At 60.8% G+C, this 14,374-nt stretch carries 14 protein-coding genes and 3 tRNA genes; 6 read left to right on the top strand and 11 right to left on the bottom strand.

Features of this window, described 5'->3' with window-relative positions; genetic code table 11:
- Positions 1–40 precede the first annotated feature (40 nt).
- Entirely contained in the window at positions 41–208 is a 168-nt protein-coding gene (locus ACFWXH_RS05280) for a Thivi_2564 family membrane protein (RefSeq protein WP_239363757.1), read from the top strand.
- A gap of 112 nt (positions 209–320) precedes the next feature.
- Here ACFWXH_RS05280 and ACFWXH_RS05275 read toward each other — a convergent pair.
- The 3 genes from ACFWXH_RS05275 to ACFWXH_RS05265 all read right to left on the bottom strand — a co-directional run bounded on the left by ACFWXH_RS05275 (position 321) and on the right by ACFWXH_RS05265 (position 2,131).
- A tRNA-Gly gene (locus tag ACFWXH_RS05275) sits at positions 321–394 on the bottom strand.
- Positions 395–510: 116 nt separating this feature from the next.
- Positions 511–595, bottom strand: a tRNA-Tyr gene (locus ACFWXH_RS05270).
- 222 nt (positions 596–817) lie between these two features.
- Positions 818–2,131, bottom strand: a complete 1,314-nt coding sequence (locus tag ACFWXH_RS05265) for an amidohydrolase family protein (protein ID WP_379118142.1) — start codon at positions 2,129–2,131, stop codon at positions 818–820.
- A 224-nt stretch (positions 2,132–2,355) separates the two neighbouring features.
- Here ACFWXH_RS05265 and ACFWXH_RS05260 point away from each other — a divergent pair, with 224 nt between their 5' ends.
- On the top strand, positions 2,356–3,204 hold the full coding sequence (locus ACFWXH_RS05260) for a TrmH family RNA methyltransferase (RefSeq protein WP_379118140.1): 849 nt from the start codon (positions 2,356–2,358) through the stop codon (positions 3,202–3,204).
- 332 nt (positions 3,205–3,536) lie between these two features.
- Here the strand turns inward: ACFWXH_RS05260 and ACFWXH_RS05255 are convergent, their stop codons facing one another.
- From ACFWXH_RS05255 to gcl, 3 genes are all read right to left on the bottom strand, one after another.
- The gene (locus tag ACFWXH_RS05255; protein WP_379118138.1) at positions 3,537–4,421 is read right to left on the bottom strand and encodes a 2-hydroxy-3-oxopropionate reductase; all 885 of its coding nucleotides are present in this window, start codon (positions 4,419–4,421) and stop codon (positions 3,537–3,539) included.
- Positions 4,422–4,505: 84 nt separating this feature from the next.
- Positions 4,506–5,303: a 2-oxo-tetronate isomerase gene (gene otnI, locus ACFWXH_RS05250; RefSeq protein WP_379118136.1), complete on the bottom strand. Its 798-nt coding sequence runs from the start codon at positions 5,301–5,303 to the stop codon at positions 4,506–4,508.
- A gap of 133 nt (positions 5,304–5,436) precedes the next feature.
- Positions 5,437–7,218: a glyoxylate carboligase gene (gene gcl, locus ACFWXH_RS05245; RefSeq protein WP_379118134.1), complete on the bottom strand. Its 1,782-nt coding sequence runs from the start codon at positions 7,216–7,218 to the stop codon at positions 5,437–5,439.
- Positions 7,219–7,428: 210 nt separating this feature from the next.
- Here gcl and bhcR point away from each other — a divergent pair, with 210 nt between their 5' ends.
- Entirely contained in the window at positions 7,429–8,250 is an 822-nt protein-coding gene (gene bhcR / locus ACFWXH_RS05240; RefSeq protein WP_379118132.1) for an HTH-type transcriptional regulator BhcR, read from the top strand.
- Positions 8,251–8,259: 9 nt separating this feature from the next.
- Here bhcR and ACFWXH_RS05235 read toward each other — a convergent pair whose 3' ends face one another.
- On the bottom strand, positions 8,260–8,427 hold the full coding sequence (locus ACFWXH_RS05235; RefSeq protein ID WP_379118130.1) for a hypothetical protein: 168 nt from the start codon (positions 8,425–8,427) through the stop codon (positions 8,260–8,262).
- Positions 8,428–8,666: 239 nt separating this feature from the next.
- Here ACFWXH_RS05235 and ACFWXH_RS05230 point away from each other — a divergent pair.
- Positions 8,667–8,741, top strand: a tRNA-Thr gene (locus ACFWXH_RS05230).
- A gap of 75 nt (positions 8,742–8,816) precedes the next feature.
- Here the strand turns inward: ACFWXH_RS05230 and ACFWXH_RS05225 are convergent.
- Positions 8,817–9,062, bottom strand: coding sequence for a hypothetical protein (locus ACFWXH_RS05225; RefSeq protein ID WP_379118128.1), 246 nt, complete (start codon positions 9,060–9,062; stop codon positions 8,817–8,819).
- A gap of 163 nt (positions 9,063–9,225) precedes the next feature.
- On the opposite strand from ACFWXH_RS05225, the gene ACFWXH_RS05220 reads away from it, so the two are divergent.
- Together ACFWXH_RS05220 and ACFWXH_RS05215 are read left to right on the top strand one after the other, a co-directional pair.
- Positions 9,226–9,999, top strand: coding sequence for an NAD kinase (locus ACFWXH_RS05220; protein WP_379118127.1), 774 nt, complete (start codon positions 9,226–9,228; stop codon positions 9,997–9,999).
- A gap of 193 nt (positions 10,000–10,192) precedes the next feature.
- The gene (locus tag ACFWXH_RS05215; protein ID WP_379118125.1) at positions 10,193–11,701 is read left to right on the top strand and encodes a DEAD/DEAH box helicase; all 1,509 of its coding nucleotides are present in this window, start codon (positions 10,193–10,195) and stop codon (positions 11,699–11,701) included.
- Between the two features lie 109 nt (positions 11,702–11,810).
- On the opposite strand, the gene ACFWXH_RS05210 is transcribed toward ACFWXH_RS05215, so the two are convergent.
- The 3 genes from ACFWXH_RS05210 to prfB all read right to left on the bottom strand — a co-directional run bounded on the left by ACFWXH_RS05210 (position 11,811) and on the right by prfB (position 14,226).
- Entirely contained in the window at positions 11,811–12,458 is a 648-nt protein-coding gene (locus ACFWXH_RS05210) for an OmpA family protein (protein WP_054313067.1), read from the bottom strand.
- 167 nt (positions 12,459–12,625) lie between these two features.
- Positions 12,626–12,994 (bottom strand): GFA family protein, encoded by a 369-nt coding sequence (locus tag ACFWXH_RS05205; RefSeq protein WP_379118123.1) that lies wholly within the window; start codon positions 12,992–12,994, stop codon positions 12,626–12,628.
- Positions 12,995–13,094: 100 nt separating this feature from the next.
- Positions 13,095–14,226, bottom strand: a protein-coding gene (prfB, locus tag ACFWXH_RS05200; protein WP_379118121.1) for a peptide chain release factor 2 whose coding sequence is annotated in 2 segments (ribosomal slippage) — positions 13,095–14,159 and positions 14,161–14,226 — 1,131 coding nt in all. Because the reading frame shifts where the segments join, the coding sequence is not laid out codon by codon here.
- Between the last annotated feature and the right edge of the window lie 148 nt (positions 14,227–14,374).

Below are 14,374 nucleotides of genomic sequence, written 5' to 3'. Positions count from 1 at the left end.
CTTTAGCCCTTGTCTGTCCTGACCGCGTGAGGAGATTGATATGGCTGCTTCCATGCTGATCAGCATCCTGATCACCTTCCTGGTGATCGTGCTGGTGCTTTATCTCGTACAGCGTTTACCGCTCGACGGCCGCATCCGGCAGATCGTGCAGATCATCGTGATTCTGATCGGCATCGTCTCGCTGCTCAAATATCTGGCGGTGTTCTAGTCAACCGACGCTGACAGTTGGCGTCTCCTCCAGCGGAGGCGCCAACTCCTGATGGAGACAAATATCAGCCGCGCACTTCGCAGCGGTCTTTCTGGAAATTGGCAGAGGTAACTGGAGCGGGTACCGGGAATCGAACCCGGGTATTCAGCTTGGAAGGCTGCTGCTCTACCATTGAGCTACACCCGCTTCGCGTCCGCATCCATAGATGAGATGGCGGCGATCCGGAAGCCCGTTCCGCAAGAAATTTGGCCGACTGAGCAAGGGCATCTGCCTTGCCGGACCATATTCTTGTGAAGAAGAAGTGGTGGGAGAAGTAGGACTCGAACCTACGAAGGCTTAGCCAGCGGATTTACAGTCCGCCCCCTTTGCCGCTCGGGACATTCTCCCTGAACCGTGACCTGCCCTGTTACGGGATCGGCCGGCCGGAAACCGGGTGCCTTATGGCGGTTGAGGTTCGGCCTGTCAACCACGGCCGACAACCGCCAGGATGATTTTCTTCATATGGAGCGGCAGCTGCGTCAAACCAGGGTGTACAAACCTGTCGCGGCTAAGATGACGGGGGCAAAATGCGACGTCTTGTCGACGCCGCATCACGCCGAGCCAAAGCCCTCAGTTCATCACCGGACGGCCGTCCTGACGGTAAATCTCGCCATCCTTCATGACAAAATCAACGGTCATCACCGCATTGATATCCGCTACAGGATCGGCCGGCAGTGCAATGATATCCGCGCGTTTGCCGGGCTCGATCACCCCCTGATCCTCGACGCCTAGTACCTCGGCCGCCGAGATCGTCGCCGCCTTCAACGCCTCGGCTGGCGGCATACCGGCTTCGACGAGGTAAATGAACTCGCGCGCATTGTCGCCATGCGGGCCGACGCCCATGTCGGTACCGAACCCGATCTTCACGCCGGCCTTGTAAGCCTTGCCAGCCGTCTGCTGGATAAGGGCGCCGATCCTTTCGGCCTTCACCCGCACGACCTCAGGGAAATAACCCGGCGTCTTGGCCTTGTCGGCCACGAACCGCCCTGCATAGATGGTCGGCACATACCAGGTGCCCTTCTCCTTCATCATGCCCATGATTTCGTCGGTCATGTAGGTTCCATGCTCGATACTGGTCACACCGGCTTCGACGGCCCGCTTCATGCCTTCGGTGCCGTGAGCATGCGCCGCGACTTTGAAGCCGTAGTCCTTCGCGGCTTCCACAATCGACTTCACCTCATCGACCGTGAACTGTGGTGCGTCACCCGATTTGGCAACGGAAAGCACGCCCCCCGTCGCGGTAATCTTGATAACATCGCTGCGATCCTTGTAGCGCTGACGTACCGCCTGGCGAGCGTCCTCAACCGAATTGACCACGCCCTCCGTCGGACCGGGTGGACCGATCAGGTGCGACAGCTCGGAATTGTAGCCATTGGTGGGGTCGGCATGGCCGCCCGTTGTGGCGATGCTCTTACCTGCCGCAAAGATGCGCGGACCACGAACCAGCTTTTGGCTGATGGCATCGCGCAGATGCGGCGCGACTTCGCCTCCAAGGTCGCGTACGCTGGTGAAGCCGGCTTGCAACGTCTTCTCGGCATAGTGAACGCTGCGGAATCCAAAATCGACGTCGTCCAGCCGGAATTCTTCCTCATAGCTCTTCGGATTGGACTGGTCGGTGATGTGGACGTGCAGGTCGGTCCAGCCCGGGAGACAGGTGCGCCCGCTCAAATCAACGACAGCTGCATCCTTCACCTCAGCCTTGCCCGGTAGCACTTCGTCGATCTTGCCGTCACGCACGACGATCGAACGTGCATCCAGCATCGTGCCTGCGCGCGAATCGAACAGCTTGCCACAATGCAGTACGGAGACGGTTTCGGCAGCGTGCGCAGCGGGGACGGAAACCGTCGTCAACGCCAGAGCCAGCAATCCACGGTTCAAATACACTGTAGTCCTCCCATGAAATGAAAGTCGCAGTGCCTCCCGCTGCATCAACGTAGCCGCAGCTCATCGGCGGACAAGCCGAAACGCTTGGTCCAAAACGATCTCTTCCCGTTCCAAGCTGGCTATCTTTGCGACTGCCTCAAAAGAAAAGCCGCTGCACCGGTTTACTTTTGAACGCAGCCGCGACATCTCCGATAAACCGCGCCTGCGCAATCGGAGCCGCCTCGATGAGCAACGACACCAAGAAGGGAACGCCGAAGGACAGCCACTACGCGCGGCTGCGGCGCGCGCACCGCGAGGACAAGAGCGGTGGGGCTCCTGGTTTTCGCCCCCGCCCAAAGGTCGCGCCGGGCGAAGGACCGGCAGACGGGCTGGTGCGGCTCTATGGGCTGCACACAGTGCGTGCAGCCCTCGACAATCCGGGCCGCCGCATCCGCTCCATGCTGGTTACGCGCAATGCACTGGAGCGGCTCGGCATTTCCGACATAGCCGGCATGCCCTTCAAGGCGGAACTGGTCGAGCCGCGTGACATCGACAAGCTGACTGGATCGGACGCCGTGCATCAAGGTGTTCTGGTCGAGGCGGAACCGCTGAAGCCAAAACGGCTCGACGCGCTTGGCGACAGCAACCTTGTGCTGGTGCTCGATCAGGTCACCGATCCGCACAATGTCGGCGCCATCCTGCGCTCGGCCGTGGCCTTCGGTGCCGGCGCGCTGATCACCACCGCGCGCCACAGCCCGCAGGAAAGCGGCGTGCTGGCGAAATCGGCATCCGGCGCGCTGGAACATATCGATCATATCGAGGTGAAGAACCTCGCGGACGCACTCGGTGAACTGCACGAGGCGGGATTTCAAACGATCGGCCTCGATTCGGACGGCTCGGCGGAGCTCGAAAAAACCTTCTCGGGCGACAGGATCGCCCTGGTGCTGGGTGCCGAAGGCAAGGGCCTGCGCCAGAAGACTCGCGAAACGGTGACCGCACTGGCCAGGCTCGACATGCCGGGCGCCATCCGCTCGCTCAACGTCTCCAATGCTGCCGCGGTGGCTCTTTACGCAGTACGCCGGTTTCTGGGCTGAGGCACACCCACCAAAAAAGAATGCCCTCGCGTTGGGGCCGAGGGCAAGGGCTTGCGCCTGAACATGAAACCCTCGTTCAAGCGGGCATTTCCGAGCATCCGCCAAACCGGGTTGTGATGGATCGATCCACCTCGCCGTGACGCGAGGCCTCGGCGAGGTGGATCTAAAGGCGGTCCGCCGCTCCCAGCTGAACCGCAATCGGGAACCTCACTCCTTCGGAGCCGCCGGGCGTCATCTCCTCCTGGGGCACGTCGTGCCAGAAGACGCTTCAAAGCAGGCTTCAAAAAAGGGCGCATCCCGGGGGATGCGCCCAGGGAGAGGTTCCCTAAAGATCAGGCCACCGGATGCCCGGCCATCAGCTCCAGCGCCTTGACCACGCCAGAGTGATCGTCCTTGGCCCCGCCATTGGCTGCGCAGGTGTTGAAGAGCTGCTGTGTGGTCGAGGTGTTGGGCAAGGCAACACCCAGCGATTTCGCGCCTTCCAAAGCAAGGTTCAGATCTTTCTGGTGCAATTCGATGCGGAAACCCGGGGCGAAGGTGCGCTTGATCATGCGCTCGCCGTGAACTTCCAGGATACGCGAATTGGCGAGACCGCCCATCAGTGCCTGGCGCACCTTGGCCGGATCGGCACCCGCCTTCGAAGCGAACACAAGCGCCTCGGCAACGGCTTCGATGGTAAGCGCAACGATGATCTGGTTGGCCACCTTGGCTGTCTGGCCGGAGCCGCTCGGCCCGACAAGGGTGATGTTCTTGCCGAGCTTGTCAAAGATCGGCTTGGCGCGATCGAACGAGATTTCCTCGCCGCCGACCATGATGGCGAGCGATGCGGCCTTGGCGCCGACTTCGCCACCTGAAACCGGAGCGTCGAGATAATCCGCCCCCGTCGCTTTGACCTTGGCGGCGAACTCCTTGGTGAAGATCGGCGAGATCGAGCTCATGTCGACGACCAGCTTGCCCTTCGACAGACCTTCGGAGACGCCCTTGGCACCGAACAGCACCTCATCGACCTGCGGCGTGTCCGGAACCATCAGGATGATGATGTCGGCTGCACGCGCCACCGCGTCGTTGCCGGTAACGACCTTGATGCCCTTGGCTGAAAGCTCCGGCGCCGGCTTCGCGAAATGATCCGTGGTCACCACCTCATAGCCGGCGTCGAGCAGATGCCCCGCCATCGGCGTACCCATGATGCCCAGGCCGATGAAACCGATCTTTTCCATTGTGATTGTCCTTTCGATGTCAGTCGTCCTCCGGCCAGTCGGCTCGCACCGCTGGACGAGGTATAGTAGTTGTCGGGCAGGCAGTCAGGCTGCGGCGCTGCCCTTGCCCGTCAGGGCCTGGAACCAGCCCAGTCCAGCCTCGGTGCCGGCCTTCGGCTTGTATTCGGCACCAATCCAGCCCGAATAGCCGATGCGATCGATGTGCTCGTACAGGAACGGATAGTTGATCTCGCCCGTCCCCGGTTCGTTGCGTCCGGGATTGTCCGCAAGCTGGATATGCGCGATGCGGCTGAGATTGGCCTCGATGGTACGGGCGAGATCCCCCTCCATGACCTGCATGTGGTAGATGTCGTACTGCAGATAGAGGTTCTTTGAGCCGACGCGCTCGATGATATCCAGCGCCTGCTTCGTGTTGGTCAGGAAGAAGCCCGGAATGTCGCGGGTGTTGATCGGCTCGATCAGCAGCTTGATGCCGGCCTGTTCCAGCTTTTCAGCGGCAAAACCGAGGTTCTCGACGAAGACATTCTCCAACGCCTGGGGCGACACGCCGCTCGGCGCGATGCCGGCCAGGCAATTGACCTGGTCACACCCCAGAGCATGGGCATAGGTGATGGCCTTGGCGACGCCCTGGCGGAACTCGTGGATGCGGTCCGGCAGCACGGCGATACCGCGCTCGCCTTTGCCCCAATCGCCAACCGGAAGGTTGAACAGGACTTGGCTGAGGCCGTTCTTCTTCAACCGGGCCGCGACCACCTCCGGGGCGTGGTCGTAGGGACCGATATATTCGACCCCCTTGAAACCGGCACGGGCGGCCGCATCGAAGCGATCGAGGAATTCATGCTCGTTGAAGAGCATCGAAAGGTTGGCTGAAAACCGTGGCATAGCGGAACTTCCTTGGAAATTGAGTCAACGACCACGCATCGGCCTGAAAATCGGAAAGCACGATGCGTCAATTCAAAGTTTTAGAGCGTCCTTTGCGCGTCCGAACGGACGCGCGGCGCTCTAAGAAACAGATTCAATCGAGCAGCACGATCGCCGTAGGAGCGTCTTCGTTCTTCTCGGCCAGTTCCTCGAACTCGGTGATGTTGTTGATCTCGGTGCCCATGGAGATGTTGGTGACACGCTCCAGGATGAATTCCAGAACGACCGGAACCTGATGTTCCTTCATCAGCCGCTCGGCTTCCTTGAAGGCGCCCGCGAACTCTTCCGGCTTGCGGACGCGAACCGCCTTGCAGCCCATCGCTTCGGCAACTGCGACGTGATCGACGCCATAGCCTGCCTCGGGATCATCCTTCCTGTTCTGGTTTTCGAAGGCAAGGCTGACCTCGTAGTCCATCTGGAAGCCGCGCTGTGCCTGACGGATCAGGCCGAGATAGGCGTTGTTCACGACGACGTGGATGTAAGGCAGCTTGTGCTGGGCACCGACCGCCAGTTCCTCGATCATGAACTGGAAATCATAATCCCCCGAGAGCGCGACGATATAGGCATCCGGATTGGCGGCACGGACACCGAGTGCCGCTGGCAGCGTCCAGCCGAGAGGACCGGCCTGGCCGCAATTGATCCAGTTGCGTGGCTTGTAGACATGCAGGAACTGCGCGCCGGCGATCTGGCTGAGGCCGATCGTGGTGACATAGGTGGTGTCGCGCGGGAACGCCTTGTTCATCTCCTCGTAGACCCGCTGCGGCTTCAGCGGAACCTGTTCGAAATGCGTCTTGCGCTTCAGGGTCTTCTTGCGCGCCTGGCATTCCCTGGCCCAGCCGGACCAGTCACGCAGCTTGCCGGCGGTCTTCCACTCGGTCGCAACGTCGAGCAATGCCTTCAGCGCCGCACCGGCATCCGAAACCAAACCGAGATCCGGCGCGAAGACGCGGCCGATCTGGGTCGGTTCGATGTCGATGTGAATGAACTTCTTGCCCTTGGTGTAGACATCGACCGAGCCGGTGTGGCGGTTGGCCCAGCGGTTGCCGATGCCGAAAACGAAGTCGGCTTCCAGCATGGTCGCATTGCCGTAGCGGTGCGACGTCTGCAGGCCACACATGCCGGCCATCAAAGCATGATCGTCCGGGATCGCTCCCCAGCCCATCAGTGTCGGCACAACCGGAACGCCGGTGATCTCGGCGAATTCGATGAGCAGATCGGAAGCGTCGGCATTGATGATACCGCCACCGGCAACGATCAGCGGTTTCTCGGCCTGGTTCAGCATGGCCAATGCCTTTTCAGCCTGGGCGCGGGTCAGCGCAGGCTTGGCCAGCGGCATCGGCTCGTAGGCGTCGATGTCGAATTCGATTTCGGCCAGTTGAACATCGATCGGCAGGTCGACCAGAACCGGGCCCGGACGACCCGAGCGCATCAGGTGGAAAGCCTTCTGCAGCGTCATCGGGACAAGATACGGCTCCATGACGGTGACAGCCCATTTGGCGACTGGACCAGCGATCGCAGCGATGTCGACGGCCTGGAAATCCTCCTTGGTGAGACGGGCACGCGGCGCCTGGCCGGTGATGCAGAGGATCGGGATCGAATCGGCCGCAGCCGAATAGAGGCCGGTGATCATGTCGGTGCCGGCCGGACCCGAGGTGCCGATGCAAAGGCCGATGTTGCCCGCCTTGGCGCGGGTGTAGCCTTCCGCCATGTGAGAAGCACCCTCGACGTGGCGTGCGAGCACGTGACCGATGGTGCCGCGCGCCTTCAGCGCCGAATAGAACGGGTTGATGGCGGCACCGGGCACGCCGAAGCCGCACTTGATCCCCTCTTTCTCGAGAACGAGAACCGCCGCATCGACTGCGCGCATCCTGGCCATATCTGAGCCCTCCAAAACGGTGATGTTCGAATGGTCGGACTCTGCCAGTGGCTCACGCATTTTTCAATTTTTCCAGAATAATTTTTCATTTTTGTATTTTTTCTCTTATCCTTTGTTTTTCAATGAAATTTCGTTTTCCAAAGAAACCCCAATGGATAATTCGAAAAATTTTTTTATTGCCGACCCGCCGGTTTTGGCGACAATGCGGATATGGAACAAACGGAAAAACGTCAGCGCGGGCGCCCACGCGCCTTCAATGCTCCCGCCGATGCTGCCCAGGTGCAGTCTTTGGACCGGGCACTGCGAATCCTCGCCATTGTCGCGGAAGGCAGCGGCCTGTCGCTCTCAGAGATTGCCAACGCCTCCGGCATCGCCGCCTCGACCGCATACCGAATGCTGACGACGCTCGAAACACACGGCATGGTCGAGTTCGACAAGACCGACCAGCTCTGGTCGATCGGCGTGGAAACCTACCGCATGGGTGCCGCCTTCCTGCGCCGCCGCAAGCTGGTCGATCGTGCCCGCATCGTCATGCAGGAACTGATGGAAAAAACCGGCGAGACCGCAAACCTCGGCCTGGCCGAGGATGACTGTGTCGTGTTCGTCAGCCAGGTCGAGACACATCAGGCGATCCGCGCCTTCTTCCGTCCGGGCACGCGCAGCCCATTTCATGCCTCCGGCATCGGCAAGGCGGTGCTGGCACATCTCGACGGCGATCGTGTTGCCGCCATCAGCCGCAAGACCGGACTCGAAGCCTTTACCGGAAAAACGCTGGCCACCCTGCCCGCCCTGGCGCTCGATCTGAAGGATATTCGAGAACGTGGCTGGTCCGTCGACGACGAAGAAAGAAATCTCGGAATGCGCTGCATTGCAGCCGCCATTTTCAACGAATTCGGCGAACCGATCGGCGGCGTTTCGGTGTCGGGACCAACGGCGCGCGTAACACCTGAACGCCTGGCCGAGATTGGGCCGCTGGTGCGGGACGCAGCGGTGGAGATCACCAAGATGATCGGAGGCAGCACGAAACGCTGAAGCTGGCCATCAGCCCATGCCGGTGACATGGCGCAGCCAGAAGGCCAGCACGATGAAGCCGATGGCAAAGCTGATGCCGGTCCAGTCGACGTCGGCCCCCTTGAGAGCGCGCAGCAATTTCACTGCCAGTATCCAGACGGCGAACACGATCAAACCGACAGCAACGATTCGGATCATGGACAATCCCCATCAGCCATGCCCATCAAAGGGCGTTGCCAGGGATATAAGCATGAAATCGGCCGATTTCATGCTCTGCGCCCGGTAAGGCGACCATTCCAGCGCGCATCTTGCCGACAATTATCTTTACTGGCGCGGCAAATATGCTAACCGGTGCGCCGTGCTCTTCTGACCCGGCAGCTGGAAACGGGATCGGAGGGCATGAAGTACCGATTGGGCATCGAATACCGTGCCCTGGAGCCGGCGTAGCACAGCGGTAGTGCAGCGGTTTTGTAAACCGAAGGTCGGGAGTTCGATCCTCTCCGCCGGCACCATTTCGATCCATCTCGAAGTTCTGATGTTCTGCGCTCGGGCCCGCCCTCGCCCTTCCCGCCTCCTCAGATCCCCTATCAGCGTTTGCTCAGGCACGGCATCAGCACGCCCGTGCATTTCGACGACACGATCCGCTGGTTCATCTGATCAGAGGCCCGCACCACGATGGAGAACATCAGGGCGAAGGAACCGAGCATCAGGAAAAGGATCATCAAACGTGACATCGACACAGGGAAAGCTCTCGACTTGGCCCCCGCCCACCGATTGCAGCCCCAAGCATGACCAAAGCAAATTTCAGAAAAATTAAGACGGATTTTAACCATGTTCTGGCTTACCGGGCTGGCCTCAGTGATTCGATAACCCCTGGGGACAGCGGCACAAGGCTGGCGCCATGACGCCCTTTGCTTCCACATAGACGCATGCTACCTCCCACAACGGCGAAACCCGAACGGTCGCGTTTCGGTGGACCATCGCCAGCCGGGAGCCATGACGAATACCGCAAGCCGCCTCGCCTTCGTTTCTTCCGATACCGCCGACGCCCGGGCCGCGCTGGAGCGGCTGAGCGCCCGCTATGGGCAGGTTCCGATTGACGAGGCAGACACCATTGTCGCCCTCGGCGGCGACGGTTTCCTGCTTCAGACGCTGCGCGACACGATGAGCCGCAGCAAACGCGTCTACGGCATGAATCGCGGCACGATCGGCTTCCTGATGAACGAATTCCGGGAAAAAGGCCTGATCGAGCGCATTACCAAGGCGGTGCCGGAAACCATCCGTCCGCTGGAAATGTCGGCAACCAACGCTGAGGGCGAAACCGTCGAGGCGCTTGCCATCAACGAGGTGGCGTTGTGGCGCCAGTCTTACCAGACGGCCAAGATCCGCATTACCGTCGACGACCATGTTCGGCTGGAGGAATTGAGCTGCGACGGTGTCATGATCGCCACGCCGGCCGGTTCTACCGCCTACAACCTTTCCGCCCATGGCCCGATCCTGCCTCTCGATGCGCCGCTTTTGGCGCTGACGCCGGTAAGTCCGTTCCGGCCACGGCGCTGGCGCGGCGCGCTCCTGTCCAACCGGGCGACCGTCCGTTTCGACATACTCGAGGCCGGAAAGCGCCCGGTGAACGCCGCTGCCGACCATACCGAGGTGAAGGCTGTGACATCGGTGACGGTGCGGGAATCGTCGACGGCGACCGCGACAGTATTGTTCGATCCCAACCATTCCTGGGACGAACGCATTCTCGCCGAACAGTTTCGATATTGAGCCCCTGCCCGGCTTGACGGGGCCATATCCGACACTACCTTAGGCCAAACATAGCGCGATTGCCGGCTTTCAAGCCCGTTTGTGTTGACAAAACGCGGGCTTGCGCCTATCGGCGTTCACGATATCGCAGACGCGGGGCGTCTGCCGCGACGGAAGCCGCCGCGCTCCCAATACAAGCCAAAGACAGCAGAACTTGTCCTCAGACACTCAGACCGCTCAAGAAGCGTTGCTTTTTTCCGACCTGGGCCTCTCGCCCAAGGTGCTTTCAGCTGTGACCGACGCCGGCTACACGCAGCCGACGCCGATCCAGGCCGGTGCGATCCCACACGCCTTGCAGGGCAAGGATGTTCTCGGCATTGCCCAGACCGGTACCGGCAAGACAGCCTCCTTCGTGCTGCCGATGCTGACGCGACTGGAAAAAGGTCGGGCACGTGCGCGCATGCCGCGCACGCTGATCCTGGAGCCGACCCGCGAACTCGCCGCCCAGGTCGAAGAGAATTTCGTCAAATACGGCAAGAACCACCGCCTCACCGTGGCGCTGCTCATCGGCGGTGTCTCCTTCGAGGATCAGGAAAAGAAGCTGGAACGCGGCGCCGACGTGCTGATCGCCACGCCCGGTCGCCTTCTCGATCATTTTGAGCGCGGCAAGCTGCTTTTGACCGGCGTGGAAATCCTTGTCATCGACGAGGCCGATCGCATGCTCGACATGGGCTTCATTCCCGACATCGAGCGCATCTGCAAGCTCATCCCGTTCACCCGGCAGACACTGTTCTTCTCGGCGACCATGCCGCCGGAGATCACCAAGCTCACAGAGCAGTTCCTGCACGCACCGGTACGCATCGAGGTTGCCAAGGCCGCGACGACCGCTTCGACGGTGACGCAGCGCCTGGTCAAGGCCGGCTCGAAGCCATGGGACAAGCGCGCTGTGCTGCGCGACCTGATCCACGCCGAAGAAGACGGGCTGAAGAACGCGATCATCTTCTGCAACCGGAAGGTCGAAGTTTCGGAACTGTTCCGCTCGCTGCTGAAGCATGACTTCAACGCCGGCGCGCTGCATGGCGACATGGACCAGCGCGCGCGCATGACCATGCTGTCCAACTTCCGCGACGGCAAGCTGAAGCTGCTGGTTGCCTCGGACGTCGCCGCTCGCGGACTGGACATTCCAGATGTCAGCCACGTCTTCAACTACGACGTGCCGATCCACGCCGAGGACTATGTCCATCGTATCGGGCGCACCGGCCGCGCTGGACGCTCCGGCAAATCCTTCACCATCGCCACCAAGGGCGACACCAAATATGTCGACGCGATCGAAAAGCTGATCGGCAAGCAGATCGAATGGTTCGATGGGGATTTGTCCACACTGGTGGTCAGCGACGATGCCGACGAGGCGCCGCGTCGTGGCCGCGGAGACAAGCGTCGTGGCGGTCGCAAGGACGGCGATGATCGCCGCAACAAGGGCAAGCGCGACGACAGGCACGCCGCGAACGAAAATGGCGAAGCTGCCCCGGCCGAAACCACCGCTCCAGCAGGTGACGACCGCCGGCAACGCAAGGAAGCAATCCGCGCCGACAATGCCGACCGCAAGGATCAGCGCCCGCATCGTGATCAGCGTCCCGCCCGTCACCGTGAAGAACCAGACGAAAAGACGGTCGGCTTCGGGGACGACGTGCCGGCATTCATGAAGATCGTCGCCAAGGTCTGAGTGTTTTCCAGGGTAGTTGCCACCCCAATCCAGACCGAGACTTCAAGAAAGAACGCTTAAATAAAAACGGCCCCGAACGGGGCCGTTTTCGTATCCGTGGAAGCCGGGTTCAGGTAAGCGGCGAAAGCTGGATTTCGACGCGGCGGTTCTGTGCGCGACCTTCGGCAGTGTTGTTCGGTGCAACCGGACGGGTCTTGCCGAAACCGGTAACCGCGAACCGGCGTGAATCCACCCCCTGCGACGACAGATAGTTCGCCACGGAAAGTGCTCGGCGCTGTGACAGGTCGAAATTGTGCTGATCCGAACCTGTCGAGTCGGTGTGGCCGTAAACGTCGACGGTGGTCTGGTTGTATTTCTTCAGGACCAGCGCAACGGAGTTCAACACCGGATAGAAGCCCGCCTTCACCGAATCCTGGTCTGTGGCGAAGGTGATGTCGGATGGCATGTTGAGAATGATCTGGTTGCCGACGCGCGTAACGCTGACGCCGGTGCCCTGCAGTTGCTGGCGCAGCGCATTTTCATTCTGGTCCATCACCGAGCCGACGGCGCCACCGGCCAGCGCGCCGATGCCGGCGCCGATCAGCGCGTTGCGGCGGTCATTGCCACCCGCGAGGGTGCCAAGCGCCGCACCTGCCAGGCCGCCGAGAACGGCGCCGCCCGCGGTGTTCGAAACCTTCTGCTCACCCGTGTAGGGGTCGGTCGTGCAGGCACTGGCCAACACTGCCGTAGCCACCACGCTGAGCACAATCTTCTTCATGGGATATCCCTCTCCAAACTGCGACCGCGACTCGGCGCGCCGAGCGTGCTTAGCGGGCCTTCTAGCACGAATTGCGGCGAAAACCGGAACACGAAATGGCAGAGCCCAGCGGTTTTCCCGCGCCGTTCGAGATCACCGCACCAAGCAGGAAGAAAGGTCAAACGTCCCTACCAGAGGTTCTTGCCATCGATGACCACCACCTCGACCTTATCCAACTCAAAATCGTCGAACAGACGCGAGTTGATGCTGATCTTGGGATTGTCGAAATCCGGCTCACCGGTCGACCAGTCCGGCGTCTCGGTGAAGGTGCCACAGCCGCAGGTGGCGCAGAAGCCATGCTTGATCGTCTTGGAACCCCAGCGGTAGAAGCTCACATTCTCAGCCGGACTCGTCAGCTTGAACTTGTCCGGTGTGTAGTAAGCCCAGAGCGAGCCGCGTTTGGAGCAGAAGGAGCAGGTGCACTGCGTCACCGTCTGCGGCGCTTCCGACACTTCGAATGTCGTGGCCTTGCAGTGACAGCTTCCCTTGATGATCATCACGCCTCTCCTCGGTGTGCTGGTTGAAATCGCAACACACCATAGAGAGCGCCCCCTGACAACTTAACGTCAGGAGGCGTCGAGAATGAATAGACCGTTCCTAGTCGATGTCCGTGACCGGCTGCGACACACCGCCCTCGATGCGTTGCGACAGCGAGGCTTCCATGAAATCGTCGAGGTCGCCGTCAAGCACGTCCGAGGGACTGGTGGATTCAACGCCAGTGCGCAGATCCTTCACGAGCTGGTAGGGCTGCAACACATAGGATCGGATCTGGTGACCCCAGCCGATATCGGTCTTGGCCGCCTCCGTTGCGCTGGCTGCCGCCTCGCGCTTCTTCAGCTCTTCCTCGTAGAGGCGCGAACGCAGCATCTCCCACGCCTTGGCGCGGTTCTGGTGCTGCGAACGGCCGGCCTGGCAAGCGACCGCGATGCCAGTCGGAATGTGCGTGATGCGCACGGCGGAATCCGTGGTGTTGACATGCTGGCCGCCGGCACCAGACGACCGATAGGTATCGATGCGCACGTCGGATTCGTTGACCTCGATCTGGATGTTGTCGTCGATCACCGGGTAAACCCAGATCGACGAGAACGAGGTGTGACGGCGCGCGTTGGAATCATAAGGAGAGATGCGCACCAGGCGATGCACGCCCGATTCCGTCTTCAGCCAGCCATAAGCGTTGTGGCCCTTGATGAGCACCGTCGCCGACTTGATGCCGGCTTCTTCGCCATCGTGGACTTCCAGCACCTCGACTTTGAATTTGCGACGTTCCGCCCAGCGTGTATACATGCGCAGAAGCATATTCGCCCAGTCCTGGCTTTCAGTACCGCCGGCGCCGGCATGGACTTCCAGATAGGTGTCGTTGGCGTCGGCTTCACCCGAAAGCATGGTCTCGATCTGGCGCGCCCTGACTTCGCCAGCCAACGAGCGGATCGCGGTCTCGGCTTCCTGGACGATGCTTTCATCGCCCTCTTCCTCACCGAGTTCGATCAGGCCGATATTGTCTTCGAGCGCCTGGGTGACACCCTTCACCGTGCCGATGCCTTCTTCGAGGCTCTGGCGCTCGCGCATCAGTTTCTGCGCTTCCTGCGGATCGTTCCAGAGGCTGGCGTCCTCGGCGCGAACGTTCAGGTATTCAAGCCGTTTTAGCGCTTGATCCCAGTCAAAGATGCCTCCTCAGCAGGGTTATCGCCTGCCTGATCTCGTCGACAATATTCTGCGTTTCCGCGCGCATGATCTCTTCTTTTCCGATTTGCAACGTGACGACAGTGCGCCGTTTAGGGCGTGTTGAGATTCAAGCGATGTCGGCCTGCAGATGACGGCTCACTCCGGCATGAATCTCAAACGCCCAAGTTGGCGCGATACATAGGCATCGCTCTGCT

It is taken from the genome of Mesorhizobium sp. NPDC059054, from assembly GCF_042739215.1.
Lineage (GTDB): Bacteria > Pseudomonadota > Alphaproteobacteria > Rhizobiales > Rhizobiaceae > Mesorhizobium.
This window is presented reverse-complemented; position numbering and strand designations above follow the sequence as displayed.